14 protein-coding genes are annotated in these 15,746 nt (G+C 75.3%); 8 read left to right on the top strand and 6 right to left on the bottom strand.

Features of this window, described 5'->3' with window-relative positions; all coding sequences use genetic code 11:
* Nucleotides 1-11: 11 nt before the first annotated feature.
* Entirely contained in the window at nt 12-1,376 is a 1,365-nt protein-coding gene (locus tag BXA05_RS03290) for a CoA transferase (protein ID WP_076403880.1), read from the bottom strand.
* A 145-nt stretch (nt 1,377-1,521) separates the two neighbouring features.
* Between BXA05_RS03290 and BXA05_RS03285 the strand changes: the two genes are divergently transcribed.
* Nucleotides 1,522-2,814: an SH3 domain-containing M23 family metallopeptidase gene (locus BXA05_RS03285; protein WP_170963123.1), complete on the top strand. Its 1,293-nt coding sequence runs from the start codon at nt 1,522-1,524 to the stop codon at nt 2,812-2,814.
* Between the two features lie 37 nt (nt 2,815-2,851).
* On the opposite strand, the gene BXA05_RS03280 is transcribed toward BXA05_RS03285, so the two are convergent.
* The 3 genes from BXA05_RS03280 to BXA05_RS03270 form a co-directional block, all read right to left on the bottom strand.
* Nucleotides 2,852-4,645, bottom strand: a complete 1,794-nt coding sequence (locus BXA05_RS03280) for a WXG100 family type VII secretion target (protein ID WP_076403876.1) — start codon at nt 4,643-4,645, stop codon at nt 2,852-2,854.
* Between the two features lie 126 nt (nt 4,646-4,771).
* Nucleotides 4,772-5,239 carry an NUDIX hydrolase gene (locus BXA05_RS03275; protein ID WP_076403874.1) on the bottom strand — a complete coding sequence of 156 codons (468 nt, stop codon included), beginning with the start codon at nt 5,237-5,239 and terminating at the stop codon, nt 4,772-4,774.
* A 156-nt stretch (nt 5,240-5,395) separates the two neighbouring features.
* Entirely contained in the window at nt 5,396-7,033 is a 1,638-nt protein-coding gene (locus BXA05_RS03270) for a glycoside hydrolase family 10-like protein (RefSeq protein WP_076403872.1), read from the bottom strand.
* A 265-nt stretch (nt 7,034-7,298) separates the two neighbouring features.
* Here BXA05_RS03270 and BXA05_RS03265 point away from each other — a divergent pair, with 265 nt between their 5' ends.
* Genes BXA05_RS03265 through BXA05_RS03255 form a run of 3 tightly spaced genes read left to right on the top strand, consistent with a single transcriptional unit; the run spans nt 7,299 to nt 9,918 of the window.
* Nucleotides 7,299-7,712 carry a PadR family transcriptional regulator gene (locus tag BXA05_RS03265; RefSeq protein WP_009862297.1) on the top strand — a complete coding sequence of 138 codons (414 nt, stop codon included), beginning with the start codon at nt 7,299-7,301 and terminating at the stop codon, nt 7,710-7,712.
* Complete coding sequence (locus BXA05_RS03260; RefSeq protein ID WP_076403870.1) at nt 7,709-8,818, top strand: hypothetical protein; 1,110 nt, start codon at nt 7,709-7,711, stop codon at nt 8,816-8,818. The genes BXA05_RS03265 and BXA05_RS03260 overlap by 4 nt, the downstream gene beginning before the upstream one ends.
* Before the next feature lie 5 nt (nt 8,819-8,823).
* Nucleotides 8,824-9,918 (top strand): hypothetical protein, encoded by a 1,095-nt coding sequence (locus tag BXA05_RS03255; RefSeq protein WP_143311019.1) that lies wholly within the window; start codon nt 8,824-8,826, stop codon nt 9,916-9,918.
* A gap of 101 nt (nt 9,919-10,019) precedes the next feature.
* On the opposite strand, the gene purB is transcribed toward BXA05_RS03255, so the two are convergent.
* Nucleotides 10,020-11,507, bottom strand: a complete 1,488-nt coding sequence (gene purB / locus BXA05_RS03250) for an adenylosuccinate lyase (protein WP_076403866.1) — start codon at nt 11,505-11,507, stop codon at nt 10,020-10,022.
* Nucleotides 11,508-11,677: 170 nt separating this feature from the next.
* On the opposite strand from purB, the gene BXA05_RS03245 reads away from it, so the two are divergent.
* Together BXA05_RS03245 and BXA05_RS03240 are read left to right on the top strand one after the other, a co-directional pair.
* Nucleotides 11,678-11,992 (top strand): hypothetical protein, encoded by a 315-nt coding sequence (locus BXA05_RS03245; protein WP_061267047.1) that lies wholly within the window; start codon nt 11,678-11,680, stop codon nt 11,990-11,992.
* On the top strand, nt 11,992-13,683 hold the full coding sequence (locus BXA05_RS03240; RefSeq protein ID WP_076403864.1) for a PGAP1-like alpha/beta domain-containing protein: 1,692 nt from the start codon (nt 11,992-11,994) through the stop codon (nt 13,681-13,683). The genes BXA05_RS03245 and BXA05_RS03240 overlap by 1 nt, the downstream gene beginning before the upstream one ends.
* 70 nt (nt 13,684-13,753) lie before the next feature.
* Here the strand turns inward: BXA05_RS03240 and BXA05_RS03235 are convergent, their stop codons facing one another.
* Entirely contained in the window at nt 13,754-14,143 is a 390-nt protein-coding gene (locus BXA05_RS03235; protein WP_021483630.1) for a phage holin family protein, read from the bottom strand.
* A 103-nt stretch (nt 14,144-14,246) separates the two neighbouring features.
* Between BXA05_RS03235 and hisC the strand changes: the two genes are divergently transcribed.
* Nucleotides 14,247-15,326 carry a histidinol-phosphate transaminase gene (gene hisC, locus BXA05_RS03230; protein ID WP_076403862.1) on the top strand — a complete coding sequence of 360 codons (1,080 nt, stop codon included), beginning with the start codon at nt 14,247-14,249 and terminating at the stop codon, nt 15,324-15,326.
* Between the two features lie 119 nt (nt 15,327-15,445).
* The gene (locus BXA05_RS03225) at nt 15,446-15,736 is read left to right on the top strand and encodes a lactococcin 972 family bacteriocin (protein WP_082774291.1); all 291 of its coding nucleotides are present in this window, start codon (nt 15,446-15,448) and stop codon (nt 15,734-15,736) included.
* The last annotated feature ends 10 nt before the right edge of the window (nt 15,737-15,746 follow it).

The raw sequence follows: 15,746 nt of genomic DNA, 5'->3' as shown, positions 1-15,746 counted from the left end.
CGGCGAGCGGCTCAGCCGTCGGCTCCGCGCGCGCCGGGCGGGTTCGCCCACCGCGGCGCGTCCGCGCCCCACGGCCGGGCCGGCGCGGGGTAGTCGTCGACGGGCTCGCCCGCGAGGCGGTCGAGCGCGGGCCGGGTCGTCGTCGCCTCGACGTCCCGGCCGTCGAGGCGCACCCTGTGCCCGACGACGCACCGCGCCCCCGGCGTCCGCGGCGGCCCGTGCGCGGGGTCGCGCCCGGGCGCGGCGAGCAGCGCGTGCGCGGTGCGGGCGAGCGCGCCGTCGACGTCGCGCCCGCGGCCGTCGGCCGCGCGGTCGGCGAGGGCGTCCACGACGGCCGCGGCCAGGAGGTAGCCCGTCGCGTGGTCGAGCGCCTGGGCGGGCAGGGCGCCGGGCGCGGCGGTCGAGGCGCCGCCCACGGTCCCGTCCCGCGTGCCCTCCACGAGCGCGATCCCGCTGGCCGCCTGCACGATCGAGTCGAAGCCGCGGCGCGGGGCCCACGGGCCGTCGTCGCCCCACGCGCTGACGCGCGCGTGCACCGCGCCGCCCGGCAGGCGCAGGCCGAACGCCTCGACCGCACCCGGGCGGTAGCCCGTCACGAGGACGTCGGCCGCGTCGAGCAGCTCCTGGGCCCGGGCCCGGCCGTCGGGGGTCGCGAGGTCGAGCAGCGCGGAGCGCTTGCCCTGCCCCGTGTCGAGGTGCTGGACCTCGATCTCGGGCAGCCCCGGCGGGTCGACGCGCAGGACGTCCGCGCCGAGCAGGGCGAGCGTCCGGGTCGCGACGGGCCCGGCGATGACCCGGGTCAGGTCCAGGACGCGGAGGCCGACGAGCGGCCGGGGCCCGACGGCGAGCGGGCGCGGGGGAGCGGCGTCGTCGCGCACCGCGGTCCGCACGGGAGGGCCTGACGCCGCGGCCCGGCCCGGCGCGGACGCGCGCCACTCGTCCGCGGAGCGCACGCGCACGGCGATCGCGCCGACCGAGGCCGCGAGGTCCTCGACCTCCTGGGCGGACCGCGCGGCGAGCGCCGTCGCGACGTCGTCCCGGGACGGGTGGTCCGCGACCGTGGCGGGCAGGTCGAGGAGCGCAAGCAGCCGCGCGCGGTGGTGCGGGTAGTTCGCGTGCGTGCGAACCCAGCCGTCCGCCGCGCGGAAGAAGCCGGACAGCGGCGCGAACCCGTCCACCGGAGCGCCGTCGACCCGCAGCAGCCGGTCGCTCGCGAACGCCGCCGCGACGCGCTCGGGGTCCGGGGCCGGTCCGGGGTCGAACCCGCCCGCCCGCGCCGCGGCGTCGCGCACGGCCGCGACCGACGCGAGCGCGAGGCCCAGCACGGGCAGCGTCGCGGCGAGGAGGTCGTCCGCGTGTCCCGTCCCGTCGGTCATGGCACGACGGTACGCCCCGCGTCGTCGAGCCTCGGGCGCTGTTGGACGGTCGTCCATCTGGCGGTCCGCGCGGACGGGACTTAGCGTTCCTGAGGCGTGTCAACCCGACACGCCGGGCATGTCGGATCTCTTCAGGGGGCAGCAGATGGTTCGGAACGCGAGGCGCTGGTCGGGCGTGGCGGGCGTGGCGATGGCGACGGCGCTCGCCACGGGGCTCGGCGGTCTGCTCGTCGCTCCGAGCGCGAGCGCGGCGGGCGCCGTCGTGGCGCCGCTGGGCGCGCGCACCTACTCGGTCTCCTCCTACTACGGCCCGCGCTGCATGCCCGTCGCCGGTGCGTCGGCGTGGCACCTCGGGCAGGACCTCGGCGCGGCCTCCGGCACCCGGATCAACGCCATCGCCGACGGCACCGTCCTGCGCGCGGGCAGCGTCACCGGGTTCGGGCAGTGGGTCGTCCTGCGGCACACCATCGGCGGGAGGACGGTCTCGAGCGTGTACGGGCACGTCATCGACGGCGACAAGTACGTCAAGGCCGGGCAGACGGTCAAGGCCGGGCAGCGCATCGCCGACGTCGGGTCCAGCGGCTTGTCCACGTCCCCCCACCTGCACCTCGAGGTCTGGAACGGCACCTACGGATCGGGCGCGTCGCACACCGACCCGCTCGCCTACCTCACGGGCCAGGGCGTCGACCTCGGGCGCGACGCGACACGGGTGGCCGCCAGGTCGACCGCGACGTCGTGCACCTACTACACGAACGCCGTCGTCGACCTCCGGGCCGGGGCGGCCACCGGCTCCGCCGTCGTCGCCCGGATCCCGCACGGGGCGACCGTCGTCGGCGCCCCCGGGGACGAGAGCGGTTCGTGGCGCCGGGTCACGTCGGGGCAGGCGACGGGCTGGGTCCCTGCGGCGAGCATCGGGCCGACCAGGCCCGCGCCGATCGGCACACCCCCGGCACCCCAGCCGCCCGCATCCCAGCCCCCGGCGCCCCAGCCGTCGGCACCTCAGCAGGCGACCCGGTACGTCACGGCCGCGTCGCTCAACCTCCGGGCGTCGGCGACGACGGCCTCGGCCGTGGTCGCACGGCTCCCGAAGGGCACGACGCTCTCCGTCGCGACCACGTCGGGCGGCTGGCTCAAGGTCACCGCGAACGGCCGGACCGGCTGGGTTTCCGCCCAGTACACCTCGACGGGCGCCCCGTCGGCGCCCGCGACGCCGACCCCTGCCCCGGCGACGCCCCAGGCCGGGACGTCGTACGTCACCGCCTCGAGCCTCAACCTGCGGGCGTCGGCGTCGACCTCGTCCAAGGTCGTCGCGCGGCTCGGGCGCGGCACCGTGGTGACGCACGTGGGCACCGCCTCGAAGGGGTGGCTCAAGGTGACCGCCGGGGGCAGGACGGGCTTCGTCTCCACCGCGTACCTCTCGGCGCAGAAGCCCCGCTGAGCCGATCTCCGCGCCGCGCCCCTCCGGGGGCGCGGCGTCAGTTCCCCAGCGTCACCGTGCCGGGGAACCGGGCGGCGGACCGGTCCGTGACCGAGCCGTCGCCCGCGGCGTTGATCTCGCTGATCATCATGACGAGGTCCAGGTCGGAGTCGGCCGCCCGGGCGAGGCTCGTGGCGAGCTGGTACGGGTCCGAGAGCGGCTTCATGTCGTAGTCGGTGACGATCGCCCGCGTCTGCATGCCGAGGGCGTCGTTCTCGACGGCGGTCCGCACGCTGTCGGCGAGGCGGTTCATCTGCGACTCGGTGAGCGTCATCGTCACCTGCTGGCCGGGCGACACCTCGCCGGACGGCGAGAAGCCGGAGAAGTCGCGCGTGTTGAAGTACTGCGACGACATGTCGTCGGCCGTGACGTCGAACGAGTACGTGCGCGCCGACAGGTCCTCCGTGCCGGACGCGTCGAACGACTGCGACAGGCGGAAGTCGCCCCGGTCGCCGTACGTCGCGGTCATGAGCTGCTCGGTGCTGCCGTCGGGGTAGGTCGTCGCGACGAGCGAGCCCGTGTTCTGGCCGAGCTGCCACTCGGCCCCGCCGACGGGCGTGTCGAAGCCGACGGTCGACGTCGAGTCGTAGTTGACGCGCTCGATGGTCGTCGTGCCGGAGATCCCGGTCGACGGGTCGCCGGGGATCTCGCCGGTGACGAGGTAGGTGTCGTAGGCGGCCTGGCCCTCGGGCGTGGACAGGTCGAACTCGGCGCTGCGCAGGGACGCGCCGTCGAGCGACGTCGTGTTGCCGAGCATGACCTTGACCGCGTCGAAGTCGAGGCCGAGGCCCGCATGGTTCGCGATCGCCTCCGTCGGGCCCGCGGTGACGCGGACGGTGTCGTCGCCCGTGCGCTCGATGAGGCTGCTCACGCCCTCGGAGTCCTTGACGGACGACTCCAGCGCGATGTGCCGGAACGCGGCGTCGAGCTCGGTCTTGGAGTAGCTCCCGCCGTCCATCGTCACGGACGAGCCGACCGGCATGCTCCGCGGGTCGAACGGGTTGACGGACCCGGGGTCGACGTCGGTGCCGTCGGGCATCTTCAGGGTGTACTCGGACGTGACGCCGGTCGTGTACCCGCCGCTGACGCCCGTGCCGCCCTTCGAGACGCCGCCCTCGACGCCGATCGAGACGTCCGACTTCGACGTGTAGGTGGTGAAGCCGTCCTCCGACTTCTCCCCGACCGTGTACTCGGCGCCGCCGTTGACGCCGAACGAGACCTTGGAGCCGTCGGTCGTCTTGAACCAGTCGGCGAGCGACCCGCTGCCGGAGTACGTCGTCTCGCCGCTGTCCGGGTCGTGGGAGACGCCGAAGCCGACCTTCGAGTCCGTGCCCTCCGTCGCGGGGCTCCCGAGGCCGCCGTTGTCGGAGCCGCCGCTCTGGCTGCCCTTCACCGAGACCGTCGGGCCGCCGGGGCCGTCGCCGCTCTCGCCCGGGCCGCCGTCGCCCGACCCTCCGGAGCCCGAGCCGCCGGACCCCGACCCGGACCCGCCCGACCCGCCAGCCCCGCCGGCACCCCCGCCCGTGCCGTCGGAGCTGGCGCTCTCCTGCTGGTCGGCGTTCGTGCGCACCTTGTCGGCAGCGTCGCGCAGCGTCACCGCGGCCGCGGCGAGCGCGGGGCCGAGCTCGGAGGTCCAGCGGCCGCGCAGCTCGTCGCCGTCCGGACCGGCCCAGCGGGCTCCGCTCACCGTGGACTGGAGGCCGGCGCGCGTCGTCTCGAGCGACTCCGACGCCGTCGTCAGGCTCTGCGCGAGCCTGCGCAGCTCGCCGATGTCGGCACCGTAGAACCCCATGGTCGTCCCTCTGTCGCGGCGGATCGTGCTTCCGGAGCGTACGTGGACGGGCGCCCCCGCGTCTCGGGGTGCCCATGGGGCGAGGTCCCCATGCCGCGTCCGAGCGGCCTGCCTGGGGGCGCGCGGTCAGGCCGAGAGGACGTCCGCGAGGCGTTCGAGGACGATGCGGCCGGCGGGCGGGACGCGGTCCGCGTCGGCCGGCGTGAGCCACGCGAGCTCGGCGATCTCGGCGTTCGGCGCCGGCTCGGGAGACCCGGGCAGCGGCTCGGCGTACAGGCAGTGCATCCGCACGACGCGCCCGCCCAGCCCGTGCCCCGGGGCCTCGGCGACGAACGCGGGCCGGACCGTCCCCGGGTCCAGGCGCACGCCGAGCTCCTCGTGGATCTCGCGCACCAGCGCCTCGCTGTCCGTCTCGCCGGGCTCGACCTTGCCGCCCGGCATGAAGAAGCGGTCCTTCCCGGTCGTCCGCACCGCGAGCAGGCGTCCGTCGCGGACGTTCACCCACCCGACGGTGCGCAGGGGCGGGAGGTCGGACGGCGGGGCCGACGCTCCGGCGGTCGAGGGGTCGGCGGGGCGGAGGTCGGGCGTGCTCACGCGTCCCACTGTGCCACCCGCCACCCACGGCGGGGCCGGGAAACCCCGACGGCGCGTGGCGCACCCAGCGAACCACGCGCCGTCGGGCTGCCCCTCGCGCGGCCCCAGTTCCGGCGAAGGGCGATCGTGCCGGGCCGAGGCCCGGCACGACGATCGTCACACCGACCAGCGGACCCTGCTCGGTGCGGACTCGTTCCAGACGCGGTCGAGCGCGGTCACGGCGTACGTGTACCGGCGCCCGCGCACGGCGGTCGGGTCGAGGAAGTCCTGGACCACCCGGCCCTCGGCCCGCTGCGTCGCGACGAGGTTCGCCGGGTTCTCGGTGTCCACGTGCTGCACCCACCCGTCGGCACGGTAGATCGCGAACGACGTCGCCGCGAACCGGCGGCCGCCGGCGTCGGTCCAGTGCACGCGGACGCCGTCGTCGCGCCAGCCGGCCCACGCGAGCACGGGCGTGCGGACCTTCGTGCCCGGGAGGTGCGGCATGGCCGGGACGAGCGCCGGGTACCGGTAGTGGTCGTCGCGCACGCGCGTCATCGAGCCCTGCGGGTCGGCCGGGACGTGCTTGGCCGAGAAGTAGACGTTGCCGTGCACAGGGTGCTCCTGCTCCTGGCAGAACGTCAGGTGGTTCGACAGCTCGGCCGGGTCCGTGAAGACGCCCGACGTCACCTTGTACAGCGCCTCGCCGATGTACAGGTGCGTGCCGGACTGCGCGGCGACGTCGGCCCACCACGGGGCGAGCTTCGCGTAGTCCGCGACGGCGAGCCCCAGCTGCCAGTAGATCTGCGGGTTGATGTAGTCGAGCCAGCCCTCGAGGACCCACTTGCGCGTGTCGGCGAACTGCATGTCGTACGACTGCGAGCCGCCCGTCTGCGAGCCGCGCGGGTCCGTGGAGGCGTTGCGCCAGATGCCGAACGGGCTGATGCCGAACTTGACCCACGGCTTCGCCTGCTTGATGCGCTGCGAGATGGACTGCACGAACGTGTCGACGTTGTGGCGCCGCCAGTCCTCGACCCGGTCGAAGCCGGCGCCGTGGGTCGCGAAGGTCGCGGCGTCCGGGATCGTCTCGCCCGCGACGGCGTAGGGGTAGAAGTAGTCGTCGAAGTGCACGCCGTCGATGTCGTAGTTCTCGACGCTGTGCAGGATCGCGCTCTTGATGTGCTCCTGCGCCGCGGGCAGGCCGGGGTCGAAGTAGAGCTTTCCCCCGTAGGCCCACACCCACTCCGGGTGCTGCCGCGCGGGGTGCTCGGGGACGAGCCGCGCCGGGTCGGCCTGCATCGACACGCGGTACGGGTTGTACCAGGCGTGGATCTCCAGGTTGCGCCGGTGGCACTCCTCGACGACGAACGCGAGGGGGTCGTAGCCGGGGTCCTGGCCCTGCACGCCCGTGAGGTACTGCGACCACGGCTCGTAGGGGCTGGGCCAGAACGCGTCGGCCGTCGGGCGGACCTGGACGAACACGGCGTTGAGACGGAAGTCGCGCGCGACGTCGAGCCAGCCGAGGAGCTCGGCCTGCTGCTGCTCCGCCGAGAGCCCGGACGCCGACGGCCAGTCGATGTTCACGACGCTCGAGATCCACATCGCGCGCAGCTCGCGCTTGCGGGGCGCCGGGGCCGCGGTCGGTGCGGCGTGGGTCGCGCCGGGGGTGGTGAGCGCGGCGGCCGGGGTGAGCGAGCCGACCGTCACGGTGAGCGTGCTCGCCGCGACGCCCGCCGTGGCGAGGGTGAGGAACTGTCGTCGTCCGACGCCGGCCGGAGCCGGGGCGGGAGACGTGGGGGAGCCGTCGAGCGTCATTGCTGATCCTCCGGGTCGTCGAGTATGTGGCAGATAGTTTCACAGAACATCGTGTCTGTGAAGGTTTGCGCCACGCGTTCCTGGCGGCGGCGCCGCGCGTGGGGTCGTCGGCGCTCGCGGGTCCGGCGCGGTGCGGGACGCCAGAGGCGCCGAGATCGAGGTTCTCGACCGTGGTGGACCCTCCCGGCCTGTGCCCGGCGGGCCGCGACGCGCCGTGCGGTGCGGGTCCTGCACATGCCTTCGCGGCGAGAGTATGGTCGCCGCCATGGCATCGAAACCGCTCCAGGAACCCGCGTTCCTCGTGCTGTCCGCGCTCGCCGCCGGGCCGCTGCACGGGTACGGCATCGCGCAGGACGTCGAGTCCAGCTCCGACGGACGCGTCACCCTGCGCGCCGGCACGCTCTACGGCGCGATCGACCGGCTCGTCGCCGCCGGGCTCGTCGAGGTCGACCACGAGGAGGTCGTCGACTCGCGGCTGCGCCGGTACTACCGGCTCACCACCGAGGGCGGATCGCGCCTCGCCGCCGAGGCCGAGCGCGCCGAGGCGCAGGCGCGCCGCGCGCTCGAACGTCTCGGTGCCCGACGCCGCACGGCCGCCCCGGCGGGCGACCGCACCGCGGCCCGGCCCGCGCGGGGGATCGGCGGGGGAGTCGTCGACGGCGGGGCGGTGCCGGCATGAGCGGCCACGACGGCCACCCCGAGCCGGACGCCGTCGGCTCGGTGCTCGTGGCGCCGGTCCTCGTGCGGGACTACCGGCGGCTGCTGCGCCTGTTCCCGTACACCTACCGTCGGGCGCACGAGGCCGAGATGCTCGGGCACCTGGTCGACGGCGCGCGGCCCGGGCAGTCGAGCCCGACGCGGGCCGAGCGGTGGGACCTGCTGCGCGCCGCCGCGCGCGAGTGGCTGCTCGCACCGCTGGGCCCGACGGAGCGCCAGCGCGCCTCCGCCTCGGTGGTCGTGCTGGTCGTGCTGACCGCCGTGCTCGCGGTCCCCGCGGCGTACGACCTCCTGCGCGCCGTCCAGGCGGTGACGGACGACGCGGCGCGAGAGGCGCTCGGGTCGCTCTCCTCACCGGTGCTGATGGCGACCGTGGCGGCACTGGTCGCGGCGCCCCTCGCGCCGGCCTGGCTGGCGTGGCTCTCCGCGCTCGTCGCCGTCGCCGTGGGAGCACGGCGGACGGCGCTCGTGCTCGTCGCGCTCGCCGCGACGGCGGGAGTCGTAGCCGTCGGGGCCCTCGTCTCGGTGGAACGGGCGTTCGTCGCGTTCCAGGCGGTCGGCTGGGTCGTCGTCCTCCTGGCCTTCCTCCTGACCCTCGTCGCGCGGGCACGGCAGGAGGCGCCCGTCTTCGGCGCGCGAGCGGGAGCGGTGGCGTTCTGGATGACGGCGGCCACCCTCGCGCTCTCGGCACGGGGCGGTGCGTCGGCGGTCTCGCAGGAGCACGTCTGGGTGGCGCCGAACTCCTTCTTCTCGGCCAACGCCGTCGTGGTGCTCTGGTTGAGCACCGTGGCGCTGCTCGTGCTCGTCCGCCCGGTCCGGCAGGCCGCTCCCGTCCTCGGCGGCGCGCTCCTGGCCATGACCCTGAGCCGGTCGGACGTCTTCTGGTCCGGCGCGCTCGACACGACGGCCGTGAACCTCGGCAACGTCCTGGGGGTGGTCGGGATCTCGGTGGCGCTGACCCTCGCGACCCGCTGGGTCGTCAACCGTCTCGACGAGCTCGCCGCCGCCCGCGCCGCGCACCGCGCGTTCCTGGCGGCGGCGGCCGACGGCACGGCGGCTGCCGCGTGACCGGGGTGGCGGCATCGCCCGCGGACCCGCTCCTGCCGGTGGCGCCGGTCCTCGTGCGGGACTACCGGCGGCTGCTGCGCCTGTTCCCGTGCACCTACCGGCGGGCGCACGAGGCCGAGATGCTCGGGCACCTGGTCGACGGCGCGCGGTCCGGGCAGTCGCGGCCGACGCGGGCCGAGCGGTGGGACCTGCTGCGCGCCGCCGCGCGCGAGTGGCTGCTCGCGCCGCTGGGTTCGTCCCCGCGGCAGCGGCGCGCGGCGACGGGGCTCCTGCTCGTGGTCCTGCCCGCCGTGCTCGTGGTCATGGCCGCGCGCGTCCTCGCGTTCGCCGCGGCGATCGTCGGGGCCGTGCTCGGCCCGAGCGGGCACGCACCGCTCCTGACGACCGTCCCGGCGGCGTCGATGTGGACCCTCTGGCTCGCGGCGGTGGCCCTCACGCTCGCCGGGGCGCAGCGCGTCGGCCTCGCTGCTGCGGTGCTCGCCGCCGTCGCCGGGATGGGCGGGCTCGCGGTCTCGCTCGGCGCGGGGAGCAGCTATGCGGCGTACCTCGACGCGCCGTGGGTCGCGGCGGTGTCCGTCTACGCGGGCGTGCTCGCCGCACGTCGGGCGTGCCGGGTCGGGCCCGAGCCGTGGACGGTCCGGGCCGTGACCCTCGGGGCGATGGCTCTGGCCGTCGGCGGGTTCGCCGCGGCGACCGCTGCCGACGCGGCGAGCTTCGGGGTGCCGTGGTGGTCGGGTGTCGCGCTGAGCCCGTGGACGCCTCCCGCGCTGGCTGCGCCGGTCGTTCTGCTCCTCGGGGTCGCGCTGCCGTGGCGCCGGACGCGGCCGGCCGTCCCGGTGCTCGGCGGTCTCGCCCTCGCAGGCGTGCTGAGCCGCTCGACCTTCTTCTGGTCGGGGACCGTGAAGGTCCAGACCGCGGACCTCGGCGACGTGCTCGGGCTGCTCGCGCTCGCGGCCGCCGCGACGCTCGTCCTGACCTGGGTCGTCAACCGCCTCGACGAGCTCGCCGAGGTGCGCGCGGCGCACCGCGCCCGGCTCGCCGCCGCGGGTGGGATGCCGGGCCGGGGCGGCCCCCGCCCGGGCGAGCCGACCGCCGTCTGACCCGGGCGCCGTCGAGCACGACGCGGGGTGCGGACGAGAACGGGGTCGGCGACCGAGATCCCGAGGATTCGGTCGCCGACCCCGTGCTCGGCACCGGCCGGTCAGTCCAGGTAGGTCTCGACCAGGCGGGAGGCGAGGCCCGTGTACGTCGCGGGGGTGAGGTCCGAGAGGCGCTGTGCGACGTCGTCGGGCAGGCCGAGGCCCGCGACGAACTCGCGGAGCCGCGCCGCGTCGACGCGCTGGCCGCGCGTGAGGTCCTTGAGGCGCTCGTACGGGTTCTCCATGCCGGGGACGCCCGCGACCGACGCCGCGCGCATGGCCGACTGGATGGGCTCGCCGAGCACCTCCCAGTTCTCGTCGAGGTCCGCCGCCATGAGGTCGGCGTTCGCGGCGAGGGCCTTCAGGCCGCGGCGCACGTTGTCGATCGCGAGGAGCGAGTGACCGAACGCGGGGCCGACGTTGCGCTGCGTCGTCGAGTCCGTGAGGTCGCGCTGGAGGCGCGACGTCACGAGCGTCGCGCCGAGCGTGTCGAGCAGCGCGGACGAGATCTCGAGGTTCGCCTCGGCGTTCTCGAACCGGATCGGGTTGACCTTGTGCGGCATGGTCGACGACCCGGTCGCGCCCGGCACGGGGATCTGCGTGAAGAACCCGAGCGAGATGTACGTCCACACGTCGGTCGCGAGGTTGTGGAGGATCCGGTTGAACCGCGCGACGTCCGCGTACAGCTCGGCCTGCCAGTCGTGCGACTCGATCTGCGTCGTCAGCGGGTTCCACGTGAGACCGAGGCCCTCGACGAAGTGCTTCGAGACCGACGGCCAGTCCACGCCCGGGACGGCGACGGTGTGCGCGCCGTACGTGCCCGTCGCGCCGTTGAGCTTGCCCAGGTACTCGGCCGCGCCGACGCGGCGGAGCTGGCGGCGCAGCCGGTGCGCGAGGACGGCGAGCTCCTTGCCGAGCGTCGTCGGCGTCGCGGGCTGGCCGTGCGTGCGGGAGAGCATCGGCACGCCCGCGTGCTCGCGCGCCATGTCCGCGAGCTGGTCGGCGAGCGCCGTCGCGGCGGGCAGCCACACGTGCTCGACGGCGCCGCGCACCATGAGCGCGTAGGACAGGTTGTTGACGTCCTCGCTCGTGCACGCGAAGTGCACGAGCTCGCCGACGCCGGGCAGCACCGTGTCGGGGCCCAGCGTGTCGGGCGCCGCGGCGAGGCGGCGCTTGACGAAGTACTCGACCGCCTTGACGTCGTGCACCGTCTCGCGCTCGATCGCGGCGAGCTCGGCGATCTCGTCGCCCCCGAACGTCGCGGGGATGCGGCGCAGGTAGGCGACCTCGGCGTCGGAGAGCTGGGGCGCGCCGGGCACGACCGGGCGGACCGCGTTCTCGTCGACCGCCTGGACGCCGTTGCACAGCGTGATGAGCCACTCGACCTCGACGTGGATGCGCTCGCGGTTGAGCGCTGCCTCGCTGAGGTGGTCGACGAGCGGGGCGACCGCGGCGCGGTAGCGGCCGTCGAGCGGGCCGAGCGCGATCGGCGGGGTCACCTCGGCGAGGCTCACGCGGGCAGGGGCGGCTGCGGCAGGGTTCTCGGGCACGCCCCTGATTCTCCCACGCGTGCCCGACGGCGGTCGGTGCCGCCCGCAGTCCGGGCAACGGAGCCGTCGCGCGGCCCGTGGCCGTCCCCAGCGTCCGGGCGCGAGGGTTCGGTCCACAGCCTGGCGACCTGCCGCGCCGTCGGCCGGCGGGGCTCCGTACGGTCGCCGCCATGCCGACCCCGCCACCACCGCCGTGCCTCGCCGCACCCTTCGGGATCACCCGTGCCCGCGACAAGGTCCGCACGGCGACCGACGACGCCGCGCGCGCCGGCGCCGCCCTGGAGACCCCCGACCTCCCGTGGGCCGGGCAGGCGCGGCACGCGTACGACGACGCGACGGCGGAGGGTCGGGCAGCCCTGCTCCGGCTCGACGAGACGCTCGGCACGTGCCTCGTGCGGCTGGACGCGCTCACCGTGCTCGCGGAGGCCGACGTCACGAGCCTGCGGGCGGGGCTGGCCGCGGGGCTCGCCGCGGGAGGTGGCTGATGAGCGGGTCGCCGCCCGGTCCGTCCGTCGTGATCCGTGGCGGGACGGAGCCGACGGTCGTCGAGACGGCGGGGGTCGTCGCGCAGGCCGCGGTGCTCGCGGCCCGGGCGGACCTCCTTGCGGGAGCGGCAGGGGCGCTGCGGGACGCGCGGCACGCGGTGGAGGTCACGACGGCCACGCCGACGGCGTACGCCGGGCGGCTCGTCCCGGCCGAGCCGCTCGGGTCGGCCGCAGGTGCGAACCTGACGACGACGCCGTTCTGGTCGGCGGAGGTCCGGGCCGCGCGCGCGGCTCTCCTCGACGACCTCGACGCGGCGGCCCTGCACACCGGGCAGGAGGAGCAGCGGTTGCGCGGGCTCGCCGGGCGGCTGCACCAGGCGGTCCGGGTGTACGACGACGCGGACGCCGCGGCCGCCGCCGGGTGGTCCGACACCGCGCTGGTCGTGGTGGGACGGCACTACGGGCTGGCGGGGGCGGGCGCCGCCGGGCTCGGGATGATCGTCGCGCAGGGCCTCGCCGGGCTCGCGCAGTCGCTGCTGCACGGAGGGCCCGCTCTCGGTCGGCTCGTCACGACGGGCGAGGCGCTGCACCCCGCGACCGTCCGCGCGCTGGGTCGCACGATCGGCATGCTCGACCCGGACCGCCCCTGGTACGCCGTGCCGACGGTCGGGAACGCGGCGGCGGTGCTGCGGGCGTCCGTCCAGCCGCTGCGCGACCGGTTCCTGCCCGACCCGGAGGTGCGGCGGGTCGACGCTGCGCCCTACGACCTGCCGACCCCCACGGACACGCGGTCCGCCCTCGGCGCCGTGGCGGCGCTCGGGAGCACGGACTCGGTGCTGAGCGTCCAGCGCATCGTCAAGGACGGCGGGACGCCCACGTGGGTCGTCGCGATCCCGGGCACCCAGCCCGGCAACCTCCGGACGGTGTGGAACATGACGTCCAACTACGACCTCATGTCCGACGACGAGTCCCAGCGCGCGCGGGCGGACAGCGTGCGGGCGGTGCTCGACGCGATGGGCCAGTCGGGCATCGGGCCCGAGGACGACGTCGTGCTCGTCGGGCACAGCCAGGGCGGCATGGTCGCGGCCACGATCGCGGCGGCGACGGTCGGGACCTACCAGGTGCGCCACGTCGTGACCGCCGGGTCACCGGTCGGGGGGCACGGCCTCCCGCCCGGCGTGCGCGCCACGCACCTCGAGACCAGCGGGGAGGGGGTCTCCGGCCTCGACGGGAAGCCGAACCCGGCGACGCCTGAGCGCGTGACGGTGACCGGTACCGTCTTCGCGCCCGGCGGCGGGCCGCCGCTCGACGTGCCGCACTCCGTCGGCTACCACCAGGACGTGCTCGACGCCGCGGTCGAGGTGGGCGACCGCGGCCTCGAGGAGCACCTCGCCGACGTGGAGCACTGGCTCGACGGGGAGGCGGAGGACCCGCTCGTCTACGAGGCACGTCTCGTCCCGGACCCCGAGACGACGTTCTGCGTCGGTGAGCTCGCGGTGCCGAGGCCGCCGTGGCCCCCGTGGCAGGCACCGGACGGCGTCGTGACGGCGCCGGGCCCGTCTCTCGGCACGCCGGGCCCGTCCCTCGGCACGCCGGGGACGTCCGGGACGGCGGGCGGCTCCGGCACGCTCGGCGGCACGGGCACGCTCGGGGGCGCCGGGGCGGGTGGTGGCGAGGACGATGCGCGGTGACGGCCCGGTGCCGCCTCCCGGCGGGCCGGTCGGGAGGGTGAGCGGCGGCGCGCGCGGCAGAGCGCTCGGGTCAGCGGTCCTGGGCCTTCGGCACGACGGCCGAGACGAGGAAGTTGATGACCGCGATGATGAGGGCCGCGAGCAGCGCCCACCAGAACCCGCCGATGATGCGGATGCCCCAGTCCGTCTGCTCGGTGATCCACGCGGTGAGCATCAGCATGAGCGCGTTGACGACGAGCGAGAACAGCCCCAGCGTGAGGATGTAGAGCGGGATCGAGAGGACCTGCACGATCGGCTTGATCACCGCGTTCACGAGCGAGTAGAGCAGCGCCACGACGAGGACGATCACGACCTTGCCGCCGGCCGTGTCGGAGCCGACGATCTGGAAGTGCTCGTCCATGAACAGGCTCGTGAGCCAGATCGCGAGACCGGTGATGAGGACGCGGACGACGAAGCTCATATCCGGCATCCTGCCATCCGGGCGGTCGTGCGGCACGAGGGCGGCGTGCGGCGCGTCGTCGCGCGCCACGGACGACGCCGCACGGGTGGCATGATCGAGGACCGTGGCCCACGAACCCCGCGTCCCCCTGCGTCCTGCCGTCGCCGCCCTGCCGGCCTACGTCCCGGGGGCGCGCGTCGCCCCGGGTGCGGCGGCGTTCAAGCTCTCCTCGAACGAGAACCCGTACCCGCCCCTGCCCTCGGTCGTGGCGGCGATCGCCGACGCCGCGGCGGACGCGAACCGCTACCCCGACATGTACGCGACCGAGCTCACCGAGGCGCTCGCGGCGGACCTCGGGGTGGGGGCCGACGAGGTCGTCGTGGGCAACGGCTCGGTCGCGGTGCTCGCGCACGTCCTCCAGGCGGTCGTCGAGCCGGGCGACGAGGTCGTCTACCCGTGGCGCTCGTTCGAGGCGTACCCGATCGCGGTCGCGGTCGCGGGCGGCACGTCGGTGCGGGTCCCGCTCCGGACGGGGGAGCACCGCGGGCGCCTCGACCTGCCCGCGATGGCCGCGGCGGTCACCGAGCGCACGCGCGTCGTCATGGTGTGCACGCCCAACAACCCGACCGGTCCGGCGGTGCACCGCGACGAGCTCGAGACGTTCCTCGCGGCGGTGCCGTCGGACGTGCTCGTGGTGCTCGACGAGGCGTACCTCGAGTTCGTGCGCGACCCGGAGGCCCCCGACGGTCTCGCGGTGTACGCGCAGCACCCGAACGTCGTGCTGCTGCGCACGTTCTCCAAGGCGTACGGCCTCGCGGGCCTGCGCGTCGGGTACGCCGTCGGGCGTCCGCGCCTCGCGGCGGGCATCCGTGCCGTCTCCACGCCGTTCGGGGTCTCGCACGTCGCGCAGCGTGCCGCGATCGCGTCGCTCGGGGCGCGGGACGAGCTCCTGCAGCGGGTCGAGCACCTCGTGGCGGACCGCACCCGCCTCGTCGAAGGGCTGCGCGACCAGGGCTGGTCCCTGCCGGAGTCGCAGGCGAACTTCGTGTGGTTCGACCTGGGGGACCGCACGGCGCAGCGCGCCGAGGAGGCGCGTGCCGCCGGCGCGATCGTGCGCCCGTTCGCGGGCGAGGGCCTGCGCGTGAGCGTGGGCGAGCCCGAGGCGACCGACCTCTTCCTGCGCGTCAGCGCGACCTGGCTGTAACCCCTCCTCGACGCTCCCCGGCGTTCCGGCAACAGAACTTTCCCAGATCGGCCCAGCCCCTGGTGCTCGCGTCTCCGGATTGCTACTTTTACGTAGCAATCACTTCCGAAGGGGGAGATATGAAGTTTGGTCGAGTACTGACGACGGCGATGGTCGCCGGTGTCCTGGCTCTCACGCCCGCAGCGGCGTTCGCCGGCTCGCAGCTCGTGGGCGGCGGGATCTGGAACTACGGGACCAGCTCCGGGGCGATCTACTCGCACTACCTGCACAACACCCAGTGCCACGGGGCGTCCGTGCACAACGGGAAGCTCTACCGGGTGACCAACATCAAGCCCGGGGTCTGGGCGAAGGTGCACGCCAAGGACTGGCCCATGCGCGTGGACCACGCCTACTGGCACACGTGCGCGTAGCACGGACGCA

Source organism: Cellulosimicrobium funkei (assembly GCF_900155925.1).
GTDB classification, from domain to species: domain Bacteria; phylum Actinomycetota; class Actinomycetes; order Actinomycetales; family Cellulomonadaceae; genus Cellulosimicrobium; species Cellulosimicrobium funkei.
This window is presented reverse-complemented; position numbering and strand designations above follow the sequence as displayed.

Bases quoted from the DNA above. Each gene is read 5' to 3' on its own strand.
- BXA05_RS03290 (WP_076403880.1), bottom strand. From the start codon at position 1,376: ATGACCGACGGGACGGGACACGCGGACGACCTCCTCGCCGCGACGCTG.
- BXA05_RS03285 (WP_170963123.1), top strand. From the start codon at position 1,522: ATGGTTCGGAACGCGAGGCGCTGGTCGGGCGTGGCGGGCGTGGCGATG.
- BXA05_RS03280 (WP_076403876.1), bottom strand. From the start codon at position 4,645: ATGGGGTTCTACGGTGCCGACATCGGCGAGCTGCGCAGGCTCGCGCAG.
- BXA05_RS03270 (WP_076403872.1), bottom strand. From the start codon at position 7,033: ATGACGCTCGACGGCTCCCCCACGTCTCCCGCCCCGGCTCCGGCCGGC.
- BXA05_RS03265 (WP_009862297.1), top strand. From the start codon at position 7,299: ATGGCATCGAAACCGCTCCAGGAACCCGCGTTCCTCGTGCTGTCCGCG.
- BXA05_RS03260 (WP_076403870.1), top strand. From the start codon at position 7,709: ATGAGCGGCCACGACGGCCACCCCGAGCCGGACGCCGTCGGCTCGGTG.
- BXA05_RS03245 (WP_061267047.1), top strand. From the start codon at position 11,678: ATGCCGACCCCGCCACCACCGCCGTGCCTCGCCGCACCCTTCGGGATC.
- BXA05_RS03240 (WP_076403864.1), top strand. From the start codon at position 11,992: ATGAGCGGGTCGCCGCCCGGTCCGTCCGTCGTGATCCGTGGCGGGACG.
- BXA05_RS03235 (WP_021483630.1), bottom strand. From the start codon at position 14,143: ATGAGCTTCGTCGTCCGCGTCCTCATCACCGGTCTCGCGATCTGGCTC.
- BXA05_RS03225 (WP_082774291.1), top strand. From the start codon at position 15,446: ATGAAGTTTGGTCGAGTACTGACGACGGCGATGGTCGCCGGTGTCCTG.